17 protein-coding genes are annotated in these 18,838 nt (G+C 41.3%); 12 read left to right on the forward strand and 5 right to left on the reverse strand.

Features of this window, described 5'->3' with window-relative positions; translation table 11 throughout:
* Positions 1–6: 6 nt before the first annotated feature.
* Positions 7–687, reverse strand: coding sequence for a type 1 glutamine amidotransferase domain-containing protein (locus HC175_RS09795; RefSeq protein ID WP_168138319.1), 681 nt, complete (start codon positions 685–687; stop codon positions 7–9).
* A 198-nt stretch (positions 688–885) separates the two neighbouring features.
* Between HC175_RS09795 and HC175_RS09800 the strand changes: the two genes are divergently transcribed.
* The 3 genes from HC175_RS09800 to cysM all read left to right on the forward strand — a co-directional run bounded on the left by HC175_RS09800 (position 886) and on the right by cysM (position 5,103).
* Entirely contained in the window at positions 886–3,093 is a 2,208-nt protein-coding gene (locus HC175_RS09800; protein WP_168138320.1) for an FUSC family protein, read from the forward strand.
* 337 nt (positions 3,094–3,430) lie between these two features.
* Entirely contained in the window at positions 3,431–4,219 is a 789-nt protein-coding gene (gene epsC, locus HC175_RS09805; RefSeq protein ID WP_168138321.1) for a serine O-acetyltransferase EpsC, read from the forward strand.
* Positions 4,216–5,103, forward strand: coding sequence for a cysteine synthase CysM (gene cysM, locus HC175_RS09810; RefSeq protein WP_168138322.1), 888 nt, complete (start codon positions 4,216–4,218; stop codon positions 5,101–5,103). The genes epsC and cysM overlap by 4 nt, the downstream gene beginning before the upstream one ends.
* A 124-nt stretch (positions 5,104–5,227) precedes the next feature.
* Here the strand turns inward: cysM and HC175_RS09815 are convergent, their stop codons facing one another.
* Both HC175_RS09815 and HC175_RS09820 read right to left on the reverse strand, forming a co-directional pair.
* Complete coding sequence (locus HC175_RS09815) at positions 5,228–5,773, reverse strand: hypothetical protein (RefSeq protein ID WP_168138323.1); 546 nt, start codon at positions 5,771–5,773, stop codon at positions 5,228–5,230.
* A gap of 90 nt (positions 5,774–5,863) precedes the next feature.
* A complete protein-coding gene (locus tag HC175_RS09820) occupies positions 5,864–6,577 on the reverse strand; it encodes a Crp/Fnr family transcriptional regulator (protein ID WP_168138324.1) in 714 nt (237 codons plus the stop codon).
* Positions 6,578–6,778: 201 nt separating this feature from the next.
* On the opposite strand from HC175_RS09820, the gene HC175_RS09825 reads away from it, so the two are divergent.
* Entirely contained in the window at positions 6,779–8,302 is a 1,524-nt protein-coding gene (locus HC175_RS09825) for a DEAD/DEAH box helicase (RefSeq protein ID WP_168138325.1), read from the forward strand.
* 128 nt (positions 8,303–8,430) lie between these two features.
* On the opposite strand, the gene HC175_RS09830 is transcribed toward HC175_RS09825, so the two are convergent.
* Positions 8,431–10,722 (reverse strand): transglycosylase domain-containing protein, encoded by a 2,292-nt coding sequence (locus tag HC175_RS09830; protein ID WP_168138326.1) that lies wholly within the window; start codon positions 10,720–10,722, stop codon positions 8,431–8,433.
* Between the two features lie 167 nt (positions 10,723–10,889).
* Here HC175_RS09830 and HC175_RS09835 point away from each other — a divergent pair, with 167 nt between their 5' ends.
* The 3 genes from HC175_RS09835 to HC175_RS09845 all read left to right on the forward strand — a co-directional run bounded on the left by HC175_RS09835 (position 10,890) and on the right by HC175_RS09845 (position 13,092).
* On the forward strand, positions 10,890–11,753 hold the full coding sequence (locus tag HC175_RS09835; protein ID WP_168138327.1) for an SdiA-regulated domain-containing protein: 864 nt from the start codon (positions 10,890–10,892) through the stop codon (positions 11,751–11,753).
* Positions 11,754–11,756: 3 nt separating this feature from the next.
* Complete coding sequence (locus HC175_RS09840) at positions 11,757–12,467, forward strand: TVP38/TMEM64 family protein (protein ID WP_168138328.1); 711 nt, start codon at positions 11,757–11,759, stop codon at positions 12,465–12,467.
* A gap of 208 nt (positions 12,468–12,675) precedes the next feature.
* A complete protein-coding gene (locus HC175_RS09845; RefSeq protein WP_168138329.1) occupies positions 12,676–13,092 on the forward strand; it encodes a hypothetical protein in 417 nt (138 codons plus the stop codon).
* Positions 13,093–13,203: 111 nt separating this feature from the next.
* Here HC175_RS09845 and HC175_RS09850 read toward each other — a convergent pair whose 3' ends face one another.
* Positions 13,204–14,490, reverse strand: coding sequence for a dipeptidase (locus HC175_RS09850; RefSeq protein ID WP_168138330.1), 1,287 nt, complete (start codon positions 14,488–14,490; stop codon positions 13,204–13,206).
* A 217-nt stretch (positions 14,491–14,707) separates the two neighbouring features.
* Here HC175_RS09850 and HC175_RS09855 point away from each other — a divergent pair, with 217 nt between their 5' ends.
* From HC175_RS09855 to HC175_RS09875, 5 genes are all read left to right on the forward strand, one after another.
* The gene (locus HC175_RS09855) at positions 14,708–15,100 is read left to right on the forward strand and encodes a hypothetical protein (RefSeq protein ID WP_168138331.1); all 393 of its coding nucleotides are present in this window, start codon (positions 14,708–14,710) and stop codon (positions 15,098–15,100) included.
* Between the two features lie 6 nt (positions 15,101–15,106).
* Positions 15,107–15,343, forward strand: coding sequence for a PLDc N-terminal domain-containing protein (locus HC175_RS24765; protein WP_168138332.1), 237 nt, complete (start codon positions 15,107–15,109; stop codon positions 15,341–15,343).
* 223 nt (positions 15,344–15,566) lie between these two features.
* Positions 15,567–15,899 carry a hypothetical protein gene (locus HC175_RS09865; protein ID WP_168138333.1) on the forward strand — a complete coding sequence of 111 codons (333 nt, stop codon included), beginning with the start codon at positions 15,567–15,569 and terminating at the stop codon, positions 15,897–15,899.
* Positions 15,900–15,921: 22 nt separating this feature from the next.
* Positions 15,922–16,731 carry an alpha/beta hydrolase gene (locus tag HC175_RS09870; protein ID WP_168138334.1) on the forward strand — a complete coding sequence of 270 codons (810 nt, stop codon included), beginning with the start codon at positions 15,922–15,924 and terminating at the stop codon, positions 16,729–16,731.
* Positions 16,732–16,801: 70 nt separating this feature from the next.
* Positions 16,802–18,634, forward strand: coding sequence for an ABC transporter ATP-binding protein (locus tag HC175_RS09875; protein ID WP_168138335.1), 1,833 nt, complete (start codon positions 16,802–16,804; stop codon positions 18,632–18,634).
* The last annotated feature ends 204 nt before the right edge of the window (positions 18,635–18,838 follow it).

The following is an 18,838-nucleotide window of genomic DNA, read 5'->3' on the forward strand; positions in this document are numbered from 1 at the left end:
ATTGCCCTAGGATTTTTGCAGCATGCGCAGTAATTCTCGCGCCGCTTTTTCTGAAGATGCAGGATTTTGTCCTGTGATCAACTTCCCATCCACCATTACATAAGAGCTCCAGTCTTCTCCTTTGCTAAAATTGGCACCCAATTGATTCATTTTATCTTCAACTTTAAATGGCACCACGTCTGAAAGACCTACGGCATCTTCTTCAGAATTTGCGAAGCCGGTGACGTTTTTCCCTCTCACCAAAGGATTTTTGTGGTCTTCAACATTGGCAAGCACACCAGGGGCGTGGCAAACAAAAGCCATAGGCTTCATTTGTTGATTGAAATCCTCGATAAGTGAAATAGACTTCAGGTCGTTGGCAAGATCCCACAAAGGGCCATGGCCTCCCGGATAAAACACTCCATCAAAATTGGAGGCCTCAACATCTTCCAGTTTCTTGGTCATTGCAAGTTTTTTCTGAAGCTCCTCATCCTTATCAAAACGCCTGGTGGCGTCTGTCTGCGCATCTTCTGTAGTACTTGAAGGATCGATAGGAGGTTGACCTCCATTTGGGGAAGCCAGTGTTATTTCGGCACCCGCATTGGCAAGTATATAATATGGGGCAGCAAATTCTTCTACCCAAAAACCTGTTTTCTTTCCTGTGTCTCCCAATTGGTCATGAGAGGTTAAGACCATTAAAATTTTCATAGTTTTCTTTTTTTTTGGTGGGAGCAAAGCAATTTTAGCCCTGCATCAATTTTTTTAAAATTACGATGCCTGCAGGCTTATGCCAAAGTTGAGATACTAATTAAAGGTTAAAAATGGGCCCTGAATATAATTTTTCGTGATTCTTCTGCCTCCACTTTAAAAACGAGTTTAGCTTTGTAATAAATTTTGAAGTAGTAGATGCTTTTTCAGCAAATAAGATCCTTTTTCCAACTCTTAAAAACCGCCGAATTCTCCAGAGGGATCCGGTTTGCTGTTGCTGCAATCCTGCCTCTGGTGGTGGCGAATTATCTTGGGCAAATGAATGCAGGAATAGCCATGGCGGTGGGGGTGCTGCTCACTTCTCCAAGTGAAGTGCCAGGCAGCCTGCGCAGACGGGTAATTGGGGTCGCACTTTCTGTGATCATCGCCGTACTTGCTACCCTCATTATAGGTTATGCTTCGTCCTATACCTTTTTATTTCTGCCTGTTTTCATTCTCCTGATTTTTCATTTTTCCATGATCTCGGTCTATGGCTTTAGAGCCTCCCTTATTTCCTTTTCGGGATTACTGGCGATCGTACTAAGCCTGGCGCAGGTAGCTTCAGAAGGAGGTGTGATCACACATGCACTTTGGATAGGAGCCGGCGGACTGTGGTATCTGTTATTTTCTCTCGTGTTGCACTACCTCTTCCGCAGAAGAGAAACCGATCATTTACTGGCCGAAGCTTTTGAACTTACTGCAAAGTATCTGGAAATTCGGGCGCAGCTCATGTCTCAAAAAGGGGAAAAAGCAGAGGAATTTCATAAGGAGCTTTTTGCGCTTCAAACCTCCATTAATGAGAAGCATGAGCTTATTCGGGAAATGGTTATTAGCAGGCGCAAGAACTTCGGAAGGTCGGGCATGGTAAGGAAGAGGCTGCTCATTTTCATGGAACTTGTTGATATTCTTGAATTGGGAATGGCAAATCCTGTAACTTCAGAAAGAATGAAAAAGCTGCTGAAAAATTATGAGGCAGAAGTAAAGCAGGTGGAAGCCTGGAGTAACCTGATGGCCGATAGGTTGAGGATCATTGCTGAAGTTCTTAGAAGAGACAGGCGCTATAAAAAGGATACAAGGCTCCAGCTAAAAAAAGCTGAAATCTGGAAGAATTTTGAACTTCTTGAAAGCAAGGTTTCCCATCTTGAGGAAAATGATTTACTCCTGGTCTACCGCAATCTTATTTCATTCAAGGATAAACAATTTCAGAAGGTAAGATCCATAGAGCGCTTGATCACCGAGTGGCAGGGAAAAAGTGAAACGGGGATGAAGCGACAGGATGCAGTTCGGTTTTTAACCACTACAGAGTATGACCTCAAGACCTTACAGGATCATCTTGATCTACAATCGCCAATTTTCAGGCATTCCCTTAGATTAACGGTAGCGATGATCACTGGTTTTGTCATTGGAGAATTTTTCGCCGTACAAAATGCTTATTGGATCCTGCTTACAACCCTGGTGATCATGAGACCGGGTTACGCGTTAACAAGAGACAGGTTCAAACAACGCCTTTTCGGCACCTTAATAGGTGGCGCAGTGGCAGTCACTATCGTGATCTTCATTAAAAGTGCTGTTGTTTATGGCGTGCTGGCTGTAATCACTCTGGTGCTGGCTCATTCCATGATCCAGCGGAACTATAAGACGGCTGCCGCTTTTATTACACTTAACGTGGTATTTATATACAGCCTTCTGCGTCCCGACGTTCTTGAAGTGATAGAATTTCGGGTCTTAGATACCATAATTGGTGCAGGCATTGCGTTTTTAGCTGCAAAATTTCTCTGGCCAACCTGGGAATATGCCACTATCAATAACTTTATAAAGGAAAGCATTCAGGCAAATCGGGAGTTTTTAAAAGAGGTTGAGCTGCTTTACAGCAATGAAACAGAAATGGCGTCTTACAGACTGGCTCGAAAAAAGGCGTTTCTGGCTATGGGTGATCTCAACGCCGCCTTTCAACGCATGGCTCAGGAACCTAAAACGCATAAACAACATCTCGAGGAGACCTTTAGAATAGTTTCTCTAAATCAAGAATTGCTTTCGGCGACAGCTTCTCTGGGAACTTTTATAAGATCACATCCTACTACAGAAGCAACCGTGCATTTCAGGAATTATATGGCGGCCATTCAGCAACATCTTTCTTTTTCCTCTTCCGAAGATAAAGTTGCAGTTAAAGATTCCAAAGATGACATAAGTGCAGCCGAAAAATATTACAGGCAGCTGTACCAGCAGCTGCTGGAGGTAGAACATGGAAAGGAGAAGAAGGATCCCGTGCGAGAGCGGTTACAAGAGGTGCAGGTAGTGATGGACAGGTTAAAGTGGCTGGAGGAAATAAGTGAGAGTCTCAGGAAGTTTTTTCTGTCAAAAGCATAAAGCCACCCTTTTGAGGTGGCCTAAAAACATGCTCGAATGATATTTCAAGAACAGCTTATTTCTTAGTGTTCTGTCTTCCTGCGGATTTATCCGATTTCTGATCGCTCTTCTTTGCTGAATCTTGTTTTTGTCCGGATTTTTTTTGGTCTTCTGCCATGGTTATAAGTTTTTGATTAATAATACATTTAAAATTACAACACCCTGACTAAGAATGGTTTTAGGAGGCGCGATTTTTAACCTTTCTTTTATAGTTAATTATTTTTGTAAGAAAACATTAAGTCAAAAAAAAAGCGGGCCTTTACTGCTATTTACTAATTTTGAAATTCACTCTTTTCCTATGGACCATAAAGAAGTAATTCAACGAATCACAGCTCAAAAACAACTTCCCAATCTTCGATTCAAGATCAAGGAAAAGGTGGAGGCTTTTACAAAGCATCTTTTTTATACCCTTTTTGACAGGGATACGGCCGTTGAAAAGAACCTCAATGATCTTGCATATGATTTTAAAGAGTTGGGTGAGCTGGTGTGCTGGGAGCCCGGAAAACCCTGTATAGAAATCTGGGAGGGCTACTGCAGGAAGCTGCCTCACTTACTGGAAAAGATCAACCTTGATGCTGTAGCTATTGCCAGCAATGACCCAGCTGCAAATTCGGTGGAGGAGGTTTATCTATCCTATCCGGGGTTTTATGCCATTGCGGTCTACAGGTTAAGTCATGAGCTTTATAAAATGGGGCTGCCACTGGTACCACGTCTAATGACCGAGTACGCTCACAAGATGACTGGAACAGACATTAATCCCGGTGCCCAAATTGGAGATTCCTTTTTTATAGACCATGCAACAGGAGTGGTAATTGGAGAAACCACTGTGATCAAGAACAATGTAAAGATCTACCAGGGCGTTACCCTGGGAGCTTTATATGTGGAACGGGAACTTCGAAATGTCAAGCGGCATCCTACTATTGAAGATGGGGTTACCATTTATGCCAATGCCACTATTTTGGGAGGAGCAACCACTATTGGTGCCAATAGCATCATTGGTGGGAATGCCTGGCTTACAAGCTCGGTGCCGGCAAATTCTTTTGTAACGCATTCTCCCACCATTAAAATAAAAAACATAGCACAATGAATAAAACCGTACTCGATCTTATAGGAAATACGCCCCTGGTAAGGGCTCAGAATCTTATAAAAAATCCCCAAGTGGAGCTTTATTTTAAACTGGAAGGTCAAAATCCTGGAGGTAGCGTAAAAGATCGTCCGGCATACAATATGATCTCAAAAGCTTTGGAAAGAGGAGAGATTTCTAAGGAAACAAAGCTAATCGAAGCCACGAGTGGAAATACCGGAATAGCGCTTGCCATGGTGGCCAGGTTGCTGCAGCTGGATATTGAACTGGTAATGCCCGAAAACTCTACCGTAGAACGCGTACAGACCATGAGAGCTTATGGCGCCAAAGTGATCCTTACAGATGCCGAAGGAGGGATTGAAGGTGCCAGGGATTACGCCGAAGCACGGATGAAAACCGGTAACTATTTTATGCTCAACCAGTTTGGAAATGATGACAACTGGCAGGCACATTACCATACTACTGCACCCGAAATATGGAGAGATACAAACGGCGAGATCACCCATTTTGTATCTTCCATGGGCACCACAGGTACAATTATGGGTACTTCTACCTTTCTAAAAGAAAAAAATGATAACATCCAGATCATTGGGGTGCAACCTGGAGAAGATGCAAGAATTCCGGGGATAAGAAAATGGCCTCAGGAATACCTGCCGCGTATTTTCAATCCAAAAAAAGTGGACAGGATCTTAGAAGTAACAGAGCAGGAATCCCGAAACATGACCAAAAGATTAGCCGAAGAGGAAGGAATTTTTGCCGGGATGAGTAGTGGGGGAGCTGCAGCTGCAGCCGTGAGGTTGTGTAATGAGCTCCAAAAAGGAGTTGTGGTAAGCATTGTGTGTGACAGGGGAGACAGGTATCTCTCATCAGATCTCTTTGACCAATAAAAAAAGGTTGCCAAAAAACCTTTTTTGAATACTCTGTTTTCTAATAACTATAAGAGTTTGAGATCTTATTCTGAAAACAAATCATTCTGAAGTTTGGCAACCTCTCAAGCAGGTAACAAAAGCTTTATAAACTGGTTAGAGTGTACAGACCTCTGTTATTATCAACACGCACACGTCTTGTTTTATCTCCGTCTTTGATCTTTACAATATAGTGCGATTTAGTAAGGTCCCAGCCTTTAGTTGATGCGTAATACTTATTTCCTACAATTGAAGCATCGCGATGCTTTGCAAGGATTGATAACCGTGCAGATTCGGGAAGTGCGATGTTTTTAAATTTTTGAAAAGAGGATACCAAGTCGCCTGTTTCATCAAATTTTGCAGCTAAATATCCTTTATTACTTTTAAAGTTTACAAAATAGCTATCATAGTCGGAATCTTCATTGTCTACAATAAATTTTTGTATGTCGAATTGTCTTCTCATAAAATCAAGAGGATCTTTTTGGAAATCACCTGCAACTTTTTCTTTTATCTCTACAACTAAACTGTTGGTACTGGGATCGATTTTCATTGATTCTGGTTTGTAATCAACTTTGGCTTCCTTTAAAAGGATCTGTGAATGACCTGTGCTTATAAAGCCGAACAGGAACAAACAAATTAATAACTTTTTCATAGTACATGTGTTAGATGTTTATGATGTAAAGTTAATTTGAATATAACGGGTTGAAAACTACCTAAGTAGCATATGATGTTAAATCGCATTTTAAAAAGACGGTGGAAACTGGCTTCGCGCCTTCTCCAGTAAGAGATCAAGATCTTTTATGGCCACTTTTTCCCTGCCAATACTTAAAATTCCGTCATGCTTGAACTGTTGCAAATGTCTGTTCACAACCGCTCTTGTAGAACCTATAAGATTGGCAATTTCTTCGTTGGAAAGGTCATTGATCAATTCCAGTTGATGAGATTCCCTATTGATATTCTTGAGAATAAGCCTGGCGAGTCTCGTTGAGATATCGATAAGGGTGACATTTGAAGCATACTCTTCCAGGATCCTCATTTGATGGCTTAGGTAAGGGAGAAGGTTTTTATTGATCTCAGGATGTTTTGCGATCCAATCTCGCATAGCAACAATGGGTATTGATAAGAGCACAACTCTGTCTATGGTTTCGTAGTAAACATCGTGTTCGCACCCATCTAATAGGCATAGAACATCAAAAGCATCTCCTTTCCTCAGGATAAAAAAAGTGAATTCTCTACCTGTCTCTCTTTCTACCTGGTATACTTTAAGGCGACCCGAAATTATAAAATGGAAGTAATGCGAGGTGCGGCTCTTATTTACATTACAAGAGGTTTTTGGCCATATTTCTTCCTCTAACTTGTTTAGGAAATTTACAAGATCCTCTTCCTTTAAATCTTTTAGTAATTTGTTTGTCTTTAGTGCCTCCAGATATTTCTTCCTTTTCTTTTCTCTTCTCATACTCACTGGCTTTAATACACCAAAAAATCTGGGGACAAGAATATTTGGGAATCATTTCATTTTGATGATTTAAAGGTAAGCCATTTAAAATGAGGGGTTTGTTAAAACCAGAAATTAATTTTTCAGGTTTTAAGACCTAATGTTTTGTACGAGCTTGAATTTCAGTTATTTTTGCAAAATTGCAATTGAAAGGAACAATAAATGGCGCAGGACACTTTTGGAATAGTAGAAAAGACAGTAGACAAGGAACTTTACGAGTACCAACAACAGGATATCAATAAGATATTTAAAGTTATTGAAGCTCATCCCGAACGTTACAACCTACTATACCAGCTGCCAACAGGAGGTGGAAAGACAGTGATCTTCTCACAGATCGTGAGAGAATATATTCAGCGCACTAACAAGAAAGTTCTCATTCTTACTCACCGAATAGAACTTTGCAAACAAACCTCCAGAATGCTTTCGGGCTTTGGAGTTCACAATAAGATCATCAATTCCAGTATCAAAGAACTGCCAGACCAGAATGAGTACATGTGCTTTGTGGCTATGGTTGAAACCCTCAACAACCGTCTAAACGACGAAAAAGTAGAGCTGGAGAACCTGGGTATGGTGATCATCGATGAGGCACATTACAATTCCTTCAGAAAGCTTTTTAAATTCTTCAATAAGTGCTTTATTCTGGGGGTAACGGCCACACCTCTTAGTTCCAATATCAAGCTTCCCATGAAAGATAACTACAGGGAATTGATCGTAGGGGATTCCATTAGTTCCCTCATTGAAAAAGGCTTTTTGGCCAAGGCTAATACCTACAGCTATGATGTGGGTCTCTCTACCTTAAAAGTAGGGATCAACGGAGATTATACAGTAAAATCTTCAGAGGAGCTCTATTCCAATTTCAGTATGCAGGAAAAGCTGCTTGATGCCTACATGGAAAAATCACAGGGAAAGAAGACGCTTATTTTCAATAATGGGATCAATACTTCCCGGGAAGTCTATGAAACCTTCAGAAATGCGGGATTTGATGTAAGACACTTAGATAATACTACAAGCAAACAAGACAGAAAGGATATTCTGAGATGGTTTAAAAAGAAACCTGATGCTATTCTCACTTCAGTAAGTATTTTAACTACAGGATTTGATGAGCCCACGGTTGAATCCATTATTCTGAATCGCGCAACTAAATCGCTCACCCTGTATTACCAAATGATAGGTAGGGGATCTCGCGTCTTGCCCGGCAAAAGTGAATTCACTGTTATAGATCTTGGAAACAATGCTGCTCGTTTTGGACTTTGGAGTGCACCTGTAGATTGGAAACAGATCTTTAGATCTCCAGATTATTTCCTAGAAAACCTTGTGAGCGATGAAGAGATCGAACAAAACTTCAGGTATGAAATGCCTAAGGAGCTTAGAAAAAAGTTTGAAAAGACCAAAGATGTATTCTTTGATGTAGACGAGGAATATGATGACATCATAAAGAAAGGCTTGAAGTCAAAAGCGGTCTTAGAACGCTCGCTGGAGCAACATTGCCGCATGTGTGTTGAGAACAGTGAGGATGTTTTTGATGCGCGAATTCTCGCCAAAGAGCTGGAAGAAGATATTGCTTACCGCATTAGAAAATATTCCTACTGTATTAGTAACAGCACAAAAAATTATCGCGACTGGCTCAAAGAAGACTACATGCGAAAGCTGAGGATGAAGATCAATCAAGCCAATTTTTCTTCCTGAAGCCGAAATCTATCAGGTGTCAAAAATGCCTTTTTTGACACCTCTTATACTAGCTGTTTTCTGTGATATCCTTTGCTTCTGAAGGATTTTCGATCAGCCGATCTTTTGACCAAATGATTTTCGCCTTCTTAGTTCTTCTTTTTAAAGATCCCTTTGATCTTTTTGAACAGGCCTTGTTTTTCCTTTTTCTCAGGTTTTCTGGGTTGATCTGACCTTGTAAAAAGCCGCTCTAAGAAATTATCCCGCTGTTCCGGTTCACAGTCCAGCATCATCTGTACTGTGGAGGAAGGAGGGGAAAATTGTGCCTTGGTAATCTTATTGAACTGTGAATCGGCATTCATTTTTTGAAGGAGCAGGGCAAAGGCCGGTAGTGCCGAATTTGCCCCCTGTCCCAGCGCAGTAGAGGGGAAGCCAATACGAGGATCATCTGTACCCGCCCAGGTTACCGAAATAAGACTTGGAGTGATCCCCACAAACCAGCCATCCCGGTTGTTCTGGGTAGTTCCGGTCTTTCCTGCAATGTCATTAGGCAAGTTGTACTTGTACCTCAAACGTGCAGCAGTACCCGAGTTCACCGTACCCTTCATCATTTCGATCATCACCTGCCGGGTAGTACTTGAGAATGCGGGAGTAGAGGCAACCTGTGGGCGGAATTCGGCAATGGTATTTCCATATTTGTCATTGATCCTGGTGAGGTAATAAGGTTTAGCTGCTTTGCCATTGTTCGCATAACTGGCATAAGATCCCGCTAATTCGGCTGCTGTAAGTTCGGCAGTTCCAAGCGCAATGGAAGGATACTTCGGAAGGTCTTTAGGGAACATCATCCTTTCGGCCTGGTCAATGACTTTTTGCAAACCTACATCATAAAGCACTTTTACAGCGATGGTATTAATAGATCTTGCCAGGGCGGTAGGCATTGGGTATCTCATGTATGGATCTTCCTCTTCATCACCCGAATTGGATGGCGTCCATCCACCTTCATAAGTGACCTCTCGTAAAGAATAATAAGTGCAGGGATCAATTCCCGCTTCTATTGCTGCAGTATAGACCACAGGTTTAAAAGTAGAACCAATTTGGCGCCTGCTTTGGGTCACATGATCATATTTAAAATACTTGTGATTGATGCCGCCCACCCAGGATTTTACTGCTCCTGTACTGGGTTCTAGATTGATCATTCCCATATTAAGGAATTTCATGTAATGCTGCAGGCTATCTGCAATACTCGCCTGGGTTAGCTTCTTCTGGCCCCAGTCAAAAAACTCCATGTCGGTCTTTCGATGCAGGGAATCCAGTATTTTTTCTTCACTCCATCCGGCATTAGCTAAAGATTTATATTGCTCACTCTGTTTAAGGGCTTCTTCAAGTAAGTTTTTTCGCTTCCAGGGCGGATTCTTTCCGTAGGCTTTTTCAAATTGTTCCTGCAGTTGCGCCATATGCTCCTGCATTGCCTCTTCGGCAAGAAGCTGCATCTCATAATCTATGGTGGTATGAACCTGAAGGCCATCCCGGTAAAGATTATATGGCTCTCCGTTTTCCTTTTTTAAGGTGTCAAGGATGCTTTCTACATCTTTCTTGAGCTGTGCCCGAAAATACGGTGCCACTCCGCCATTATTGCTGAAGTACTGGTAATCCAAATTAATGGGTCGAGATTTAGCCTTCACATACCTTTCTGAAGGTAAGAATCCGTACTTGTTCATTTGATAAAGAACAACATTCCTGCGTTCCAGGCTGCGCTGCGTATTGAGCCGCGGATTGTAATAATGTGAAGCTTTTAAGGTGCCTACAAGGGTTGCTGCTTCTTCGAGTGTTAGCTCACTGGTGGTGGTATTGAAGAACTTCATGGCAGCGCTTTCAATGCCATAAGTATTGTCGCTAAATGGAACAGTGTTAAAGTAAAGACCAAGAATTTCCTCCTTTGAATAAATATCCTCCAGGCGTCTTGCGATAATGGACTCACGTAGTTTATTCACTACGATACTAAGGTGCCCGTAGTCTTTCCTGCCGAAAAGGTTCTTGGCAAGCTGAAGGGTGATGGTGCTTCCCCCGCCCGAAGATTCGTCACCCATGAGGATCGTCTTCACAAAAACACGGAGTAGACTCCGGCTGTCGATGCCCGAATGTTCATAAAATCGCACATCTTCAGTAGCTATAAGTGCATCGAGCAAATGCTGAGGCAGTTCTTCAAAGAGTACAGGTTGCCTGTCAAAAATGTAATATTTGCCTATCAGTTTTCCTTCAGAAGAGAAAACCTCGGTAGCCTCATTTTGTTTTAGATCCTTAAGTTCGGCGGTTGTGGGTACTTTTCCCCACCAGCCCCAGTAGATACTTAAGTAAAATAACCCGAAGAGCAGGAAAATTGCAAGTATGGATCCTAACACCCATTTCTTTACAGGTGTTAATTTGAAATTCTTAAACTTCATAGGCTAAGTGTCTGCCAAAGAAACGAAGACTTAGAACAAAAATTCTGAAAGTTTAAAAAACTTTAGGATTTTCAAGTTCCTTAAATCCGTCTTAATCTTTTAAAAGGAAGTTTTAAAGTTCATCTCCTGCACGATTGCTTTCTTTATTTTTAGGCAAAATGAAAGAGATGGGGCATAATAAGATAGTCTTTCTGGTTACGACCGGACTACTTTTGATTTCGGGCGTATTTTTTTATACGGTGCATGAGAATGCGGAGGAATATCAGGAAGGAGTTTCTTCCGAAGTAGAGGTGGAGCAGACGTGGGAGCTGCCCGATGATCTTAAAGAGATCTCAGGAATCGCATTTTTGGAACCTAATCTCCTGGCCTGCGTCCAGGATGAAAAAGGCGTTATTTTTATTTACAACCTTGAAACTTCTGCAATAGAAAGGCAGATCAAATTTTCTGGCTCTGGAGATTATGAAGCTATTGCGGTAAATGGAAATACAGCTTATGTACAGGTGGCAGATGGGCTTATTTTTAGGATCAATGATTTTATGGATAAAAATGCATCTGTAGACAAGTTCAAAACTCCATTTAGTTCCAAGAACAATATTGAAAGCCTGTTCTTTGATCCTGTTTCAAAGAGCTTGTTGCTCATTCCTAAAGAACGTGGATTAGATTCCAAAGAAGCTAACGGGATCTATGCTGTTGATGTGCAGACTATGAAAATGAAAAACAAACCCATTCTTGAACTTGATTTTAAAGAAGAGATCTTTGAAAGCCTGCGGGAAAGAGAAAAAGATCGGCTTTTCTATCCGTCAGATCTCGTGCGGGATCCAAAGAGCGGAAATTATCTTATCCTCGAGGCCGAAATGCCGCACCTCTTAATTCTTGATAAAAAGGGAAAACCCCAGACTTTACATCGATTAGATCCTAACATTTTTCCGCAGCCAGAAGGCCTGGCTTTTGATAACGCCGGAAATCTCTATATTTCCAGCGAAGGAAATCCAGCTACCATACAGCGGGTAAGCTTCAAAAAGAAAAAGTAATTTATGCCCGATAGTATCGAAACCCCTTCGGTTAAGCAAAGTAAAGCACCTCTCTATATTTCTCTCGCAATTGTTGTTGCCCTGGTTCTAAGTTATTTCTTTATTCCCCAGGTGCAGGATTTTTTTAGTGAAGGCTGGAGCGTGCTTACGAGTGGTGATGAGCAAAGAACAAAGAACTGGGTGGCGCAATTTGGGTGGTTTGGACCGTTGGTGATCATCCTTACGATGATCTTGCAAATGTTCCTCATCGTAATTCCTTCGCCACTGGTAATGGTGGTGACGGTACTTGCATATGGGCCCATTATTGGTGCAGTTATCCTCTTTGCAGCTATTTTCATGGCCTCCAGCTTCGGATACTTTATAGGCAGGTATTTTGGTCCGGTTATCGTTGAAAAGCTTATTGGCTATAAAACCGAAAAGAAGATCTCGAATTTTATTGAGGAATATGGATTCTGGACGGTGATCATTATTCGACTCAGTCCGTTTTTGTCAAATGACGCAATAAGTTTTGTGGGCGGAGTTTTAAAAATGGGCTATTGGAAATTTATTGGTGCCACCATGATAGGCATCTCTCCTTTGATCATTTTTATTGCATACCTGGGTGGAGATTACGAGCGTCTTAAAACTGGGCTGCTCTGGACCTCGATCATTAGTCTTACGCTTTTCATTGGTTTTATTTTCTGGGATAAAAAAATAAGAAAGGCCCGGCAGTAATATCAAATTGCTATTGCTGCTATAATTGCTCTAAATCCTAACACTTTTCACTATTCTTTTGCTTTTCTTTAAATAATTGTAAGTCTTTTCCGCTTAAAGACGGGTAAATCGCTATTTACTTTTTAGCTTTATAATATATTCTTCCCCATTTTCAATTTCCTGGCGTTTCAATTCCCCCATTTTGTTCTTGTAATTTAAAATGTGTGATATGAGAAATTTTATTCAGAAGTCGGCCATTGTTGGGATTATTTGGGGAATGACCGCATGCAGTGTTTACCATCAGGATACTACAGATGTTCAACATGCGGTAGATTCAAATAATCGTGTGAAAGTAGAAACTGTTGACAACCTGGTTTTCGAACTCAGGGAATTAAGAAGAGAGGACAGCGGACAACTGGTAGGTATTACCGGAAAAAAATCTGATGCAGCAAAACTGTTTCTTGACCGGAATAATGTAGAAGAAGGCAAATTTTTGAAGATTCCATTTCAGGATAATGAGATACGCGCAGTCTATCTTAAAAATCGAAAAATGTCAAATATTGTGAATTTTGGGGTGCCGGTAATGGGAGTTGTAGGTATAGTGGGACTTACGAATCCAGACTTTAGGCCCGATGTTGGTTATTAGAACAGAAGCTGCCCGGAAATTTTTTTAGCTATGTGAAGCCTTTATTATCACGCTTCACTGGAAAATAGCAAAATGAAGTTTTTTATTTTTCGGGCAGCCTCTATTGTTTTTTTACTTTTTCTGAAGCCTTTGTGCTACAGCCTGAACTTCATCCAGAACTCTTAGCAGATTTTCTCCCCACAATTTTGCGATCTCCTGCTCTGTATAACCTCGTTTTACCAGCTCAAGGGTGATATTAAATGATTCGGAAGCGTCATTCCAGCCTTCAATTCCGCCACCACCATCAAAGTCAGAACTTATCCCTACGTGGTCAATTCCAATCTTCTTCACCAGGTAATCCACGTGATCAACAAAATCTGATACGTTCACAGGAGGAACCTGTTCCTTTAGTTTCTGAATTTTTGGCTGGGAAAGCTTTCTCACCCTCCTAAAGTCTTCATAGTACAGATCGCGTTTTTTGCTTTCCATCGCCCTGACTTCCTCCCGGCTCAAAACCTTGAATCCTATTTTTTCACCTACGTCCTGGTAGATCTTTTTTACTGCAGCATCAAAATTATTGTGTTTTTCGGTGTTCAGATAAGAACTAAAGGCCACAGTTTGTATCACTCCGCCATTGTTTTTGAGCCATTGCAGCTGCTCATCATCAAGATTACGACTGTGATTACATAATGCTCTTGACGAGGAGTGAGAAGCGATGAGTGGCGCCTTGGAAAGTTCGATCATTTGCCGCATGGATTCCTTGGAAGGATGAGAGACATCGATCATCATTCCCAGCCGGTTCATTTCTTTTACAACTTCTTTCCCCAAAGGGCTTAGTCCGCCATGTAACCATTCTTTATTGGCTTCGCCGGTATTTGAATCACATAACTGGCTATGGCCATTATGAGAGAGCGACATATATCGTGCTCCCAGGTCATAGAATTTTTTAACGTTCTTAATATCAGTTCCCACTGGATAACCATTCTCAACCCCTATCATGGCTACTTTTTTGCCCTGGGTCACTAGTTTTCTTACTTCCTGAGATGTGGTGGCAAGACCTATTTTAGATGGGGCAATCTCATTTACCAGCCTGTGAATGGCTTCAAATTTTGACATGGCTGTTTCTAAAGCTGCTTTGTAGCCTGCGGAATTAAGAGATTCCTGCCCTGTATATACAATGAGCCAGGTAACATCCACACCTCCTTTTTCCATTTTTGGCAGGTTGACCTGGGTATCCAGATCCTGAGTATAATTCTTTTGAGCAGTAAAATTATTGGTGTTGATATCGTTATGAGTATCAATAGTAATAACTTTTTCATGAATGCGCCGGGCCTTTTCTTTCAGGGCTTCATCTGTCGTCTGGGCATTGGCAGTAAGTGCAGCAAAGAATATAAGGCAGTAGGTTTTCGAGAATTTCATATTTGGGATTTGAATTAAAAAGCTCAAAATAATAATTATTTTAAGAACGGCATCTTTTACAGAGATTATTGGATTTGTTGCCTGCGGAATTTTTCAAAAAAGGAAGCCGTACAGCTTTGTATTCAGGATCTTAAGTGGAGAAAATTGCTTTTTTTATTGCTGTTTTATTTCTTCTTCTTATCTTGTTAAAATATTTAACATTTAAATTTCTGAAATCATGAAAGTTAGATATCCAAAAAGCAGGGTTAAGAACAATTTTATTTATGGGCTATTGATGATCGCGGTTGGCTTGTTCGCTATTTACATTAACCGCGAATCGCTCTTTAGTTATTTATGGGTGTTCATTGGAATGTTGCAAACGGGCACGGCTTATTATCAAAAAAGGAAGCAATATCTCACTATAGAGGGAAACCATTTGATCAAACATTCGTTTATTCCAAAGTCAATACAAATTTCGGAGATCACCCGAATAAGAAAATTTGTAGACAGCTATCGTATCGAAACAACAGGACAGTCCCTGCTCATAGAAAAGAGCTTTATTGAAGAAGACTCTTTACAGGAGCTCAATCATTTTTTCGAATCTTTGAGTCCGCGGTTGGCAACTTCATAAATTTTTATGGATACGGGGTTGATCTACATTCTGCCGATTTTCCTATTCCTTATTTTCTGGATATGGGCCCTTCTGGATCTTGCCAATGCCAGGTTCAAAGATGTTAAATGGAAATTAGCATGGTTGCTTATTATTATCTTTTTTCCGCTCCTGGGTTCTATCCTCTATTTACTGCTGAAAAAGAATTTCAAGCAAAGCCGAAGACGCAGTTTCGCCCCTGAATTTCGCCCCCGCAGGGAATAGAAATAATACCTTTCAAAAATGTCATTTTTGAGAAGCTTTTCCGGGCTCGGCCATAGCTTCAAAACCTGTCTGCACAGCTATTGAGACCTGTAACGGAAAGCCACCAAATTTCTTGATATCTATTGTAGGATATGTTTACCTTTATCAAAAGTTAAAAGCTGCAGAAGGAACTGATGTTTTTAACTTGAGTAGAGCCTCTTTTTTAGCTGAAAAATAATTTATTATGAAAGTTCGTACCTGTCCCAATTGCGGTTATAAATACTCTTTTGGCTATCACCTTAAAAAGCATTTTTTCCAGAATGTTTTTTCCAGCTGGGAATGTGCCAGCTGTGGCATAAAATTGACAGTTGATGCAAAAAGAAGAATTCTCCTGGCGGTTGTCGGGATCTTACCGGTAGGCGCACTGCCCATTTTAGCCGATTTTTTCATGGGCTATTACCTCGGAAGACCCGTTAGCTGGACGCTCTCCGTCCTTCTGGTAGTAATTTGGTGTATTTACATCTTTAGTCTTGATCATTTCTGCCTTGCTGAAGGGGAAGAAGTAAAGGACGCTTAATTTTTATAAATACTTTCCCGCTATGCCGCTCAAAAATGTCATTTTCGCGTTGCTTTTTTCTGTCAGCATTTCAGCGGCAGCACAATCTACTGCTTCGGCCAATGTGAAGACCTTTCAACTTGAGGCACCTCAGCTGGATGCGATCAGGACTATTCGGGTCTATCTTCCGGCAGGTTACGATTCCGCCAAAGAGCGTTACCCGGTGGTGTACATGCATGATGCTCAGAACTTGTTTGATACAGCAACTGCTTTTTCGGGAGAATGGCAAGTAGATGAATTCCTGGATGCTCAAAAAGGGCAAAAAGTGATCATAGTAGGCATAGATCACGGTAATGAAGATCGAATTGCAGAACTCACTCCTTTTGCAAATGAGAAGTACGGAGGCGGGGAAGGGGCAGCATACGTTGACTTCATTGTCAATACCTTGAAATTATATATTGACAGCAATTATCGCAGCCTCCCTGAATCAAAAAATACTGGGATAATGGGTTCTTCCCTGGGAGGATTGATTTCATTTTATGCCGGCTTAAAACATTCTGATACCTTCGGAAGGATCGGCGTTTTTTCGCCTTCTTTCTGGTACAGTGAAGAAATTTTTCAATTTGTAAGAACCTCTGAAATCTCTCCAAACACCAGAATATATTTTTTAGGAGGTACTGCTGAAGGCGAAGCTATGGTCCCCGATCTTCTTAAAATGAAGTCGCTCCTGCTGGACAAAAATTTTCCGCAGGAAAATCTGCATGTAAAGATCGTAGAAGGAGCAGAACATAATGAGGCTTTTTGGAGCAGCGAATTTCCGGAGGCATTGCAATGGCTCCTTCATGAAAACTAAAAAGCCCTGTTGAAACTCAATTTTTAGGAAGGCTTGGTCTATCTTCATTTAATCTGTAAAAAAATCAAACTTGCCACGCCCGCAACAGTCGATATCCACAAATAAATTCAGGTTCAGGGAAAGTTTTTCTTCCCTGAAGTTTGTTCCCCGTTTTTTTAAAGAGATCCGGAAGGTAAATCCTGCCTTGTTCTATGCGAATATAGTGGGCAGGATCATCAATGCGGTCCTTCCTGTTCTTATGCTGTGGCTTGGAAAATTGATCATTGATGAGGTGGTAGTTCAGATCGCAGCAGAGGTAAAGGATATGGACAGACTGTGGACTCTCGTTGCAGCAGAGTTGGCGCTGGCAATCTTGTCAGATCTACTAAGCAGAGGTATCAGTTTGATCGATGCTCTTTTAGGTGATCAATATGCTATTGATACTTCTGTAAAGATCATTAAAAAGACTTCGGAAGTTGATCTCGATGAACTTGAGGATTCCGAGTTTTACGACAAGTTGGAGAGAGCCAGGCAGCAAACTACGGGCCGGGTGGGGTTGATGTCTAATATTCTTACCCAGGCAGAAGATATTATTGTAATTGCCACCTTGCTCGCCGGGGTCGTGGCCTTTGAACCCTGGCTGATCCTCTTACTCATCGTGTCGATAATACCCACAATGATCAATGAGATAAAATTCAGCGGCACCAGTTATTCCCTCGCCCGAAGCTGGACACAGGAGCGGCGGGAACTTGATTATCTGCGGTATGCTGGAGCAAGCGATGTCACAGCAAAGGAGGTTAAGCTGTTTGGTTTAAGTGATTATCTGGCCAATAGATTTAAAGGCCTCTCAACAAGGTACTACGCCCAAAGTAAAAATTTAGCCAAACAACGGGCAGGCTGGGGTGCATTTTTTAATGTTGTGGGCACTACGGCCTATTATGCCGCATATGTACTCATTGTCTTTAGAACTGTTGCAGGGATCTTTTCACTTGGAGACCTCACTTTCCTTGCAGGTTCCTTTAACAGATTAAGGCAAAAGCTGCAAGGATTTTTTACTCGTTTTACTGCTATTACTGAAAGTGCCCTCTACCTTCAGGATTATTTTGAATTCCTCGATCTTAAGTACGAAGAACGAGATACTACAGGGGTACTTCCGCTGCCTGAAATTATTCAGAAAGGCTTTGAATTCAGAAATGTTGGCTTTAAATATCCTAAATCTGAAAAATGGGTAGTAAGGCACATTAATTTCGAACTCAGTGCAGGTGAGAAACTTGCTTTTGTAGGGGAAAATGGAGCGGGAAAAACTACTCTTATTAAACTTCTGCTGCAGTTTTATGAGCCTACAGAGGGTGAGATTATGCTGGATGAAATTCCAATTAAGAGATATGACCGCAGAGCATACCAGCAGTATTTTGGGGTCATTTTTCAGGACTTTGTGAAGTTTGAGCTCACCCTTAGAGAAAACATTGCAATGGGAGAGATCTCGGGCATCGATGACCAGCAAAGGATCTCATTGGCAGCCGAGAAGAGCCTGGCAGATCAAGTAGTTCATGAACTGCCTTTTGGTTATGACCAACAGCTGGGGAAACGCTTTAAGCAAGGTAAGGATCTCTCTGGCGGACAGTGGCAAAAAATAGCAATTGCACGAGCTTATATGAAGAATTCAGAGGTGCTGATCCTTGACGAACCCACTTCGGCCCTTGATGCACGTGCCGAGACAGAAGCTTTTAACAGGTTCATCAAACTTACAGAAGGAAAAACTGCGGTGATCATTTCCCATAGATTTAGTACCGTTCGAATAGCCGACAGGATCATGGTGTTGAAGGACGGAGCTGTACTCGAAATAGGTACGCATGAAGAGTTGATGGCTAACGGAAAGCTTTATGCCGAACTCTTTAATCTCCAGGCTGCCGGCTATAAATAATTTTCGCAGGAAAACTTTTGGATCTAAATTATTACAAACAAAAACTGAAAGGAAACATTTTGGGATTCAGTACTTAATAAAAATATTATGGATAGCTTGTCAGTTTCTATCGGTTCCCATCGTGTTGTTAAAACTTTTCTTCAAATTTTAACTTTTTGAAGGGTAACAAAAAATATATTCTGCGTCTAACAGCCAGGATTAATT

Source organism: Salinimicrobium oceani, from assembly GCF_012037645.1.

What these genes read in the sequence shown, in the direction of transcription:
- HC175_RS09795 (WP_168138319.1), bottom strand. Translation starts at nt 687, where the DNA reads ATGAAAATTTTAATGGTCTTAACCTCTCATGACCAATTGGGAGACACA.
- HC175_RS09800 (WP_168138320.1), top strand. Translation starts at nt 886, where the DNA reads ATGCTTTTTCAGCAAATAAGATCCTTTTTCCAACTCTTAAAAACCGCC.
- epsC (WP_168138321.1), top strand. Translation starts at nt 3,431, where the DNA reads ATGGACCATAAAGAAGTAATTCAACGAATCACAGCTCAAAAACAACTT.
- cysM (WP_168138322.1), top strand. Translation starts at nt 4,216, where the DNA reads ATGAATAAAACCGTACTCGATCTTATAGGAAATACGCCCCTGGTAAGG.
- HC175_RS09815 (WP_168138323.1), bottom strand. Translation starts at nt 5,773, where the DNA reads ATGAAAAAGTTATTAATTTGTTTGTTCCTGTTCGGCTTTATAAGCACA.
- HC175_RS09820 (WP_168138324.1), bottom strand. Translation starts at nt 6,577, where the DNA reads ATGAGAAGAGAAAAGAAAAGGAAGAAATATCTGGAGGCACTAAAGACA.
- HC175_RS09825 (WP_168138325.1), top strand. Translation starts at nt 6,779, where the DNA reads ATGGCGCAGGACACTTTTGGAATAGTAGAAAAGACAGTAGACAAGGAA.
- HC175_RS09830 (WP_168138326.1), bottom strand. Translation starts at nt 10,722, where the DNA reads ATGAAGTTTAAGAATTTCAAATTAACACCTGTAAAGAAATGGGTGTTA.
- HC175_RS09835 (WP_168138327.1), top strand. Translation starts at nt 10,890, where the DNA reads ATGGGGCATAATAAGATAGTCTTTCTGGTTACGACCGGACTACTTTTG.
- HC175_RS09840 (WP_168138328.1), top strand. Translation starts at nt 11,757, where the DNA reads ATGCCCGATAGTATCGAAACCCCTTCGGTTAAGCAAAGTAAAGCACCT.
- HC175_RS09845 (WP_168138329.1), top strand. Translation starts at nt 12,676, where the DNA reads ATGAGAAATTTTATTCAGAAGTCGGCCATTGTTGGGATTATTTGGGGA.
- HC175_RS09850 (WP_168138330.1), bottom strand. Translation starts at nt 14,490, where the DNA reads ATGAAATTCTCGAAAACCTACTGCCTTATATTCTTTGCTGCACTTACT.
- HC175_RS09855 (WP_168138331.1), top strand. Translation starts at nt 14,708, where the DNA reads ATGAAAGTTAGATATCCAAAAAGCAGGGTTAAGAACAATTTTATTTAT.
- HC175_RS24765 (WP_168138332.1), top strand. Translation starts at nt 15,107, where the DNA reads ATGGATACGGGGTTGATCTACATTCTGCCGATTTTCCTATTCCTTATT.
- HC175_RS09865 (WP_168138333.1), top strand. Translation starts at nt 15,567, where the DNA reads ATGAAAGTTCGTACCTGTCCCAATTGCGGTTATAAATACTCTTTTGGC.
- HC175_RS09870 (WP_168138334.1), top strand. Translation starts at nt 15,922, where the DNA reads ATGCCGCTCAAAAATGTCATTTTCGCGTTGCTTTTTTCTGTCAGCATT.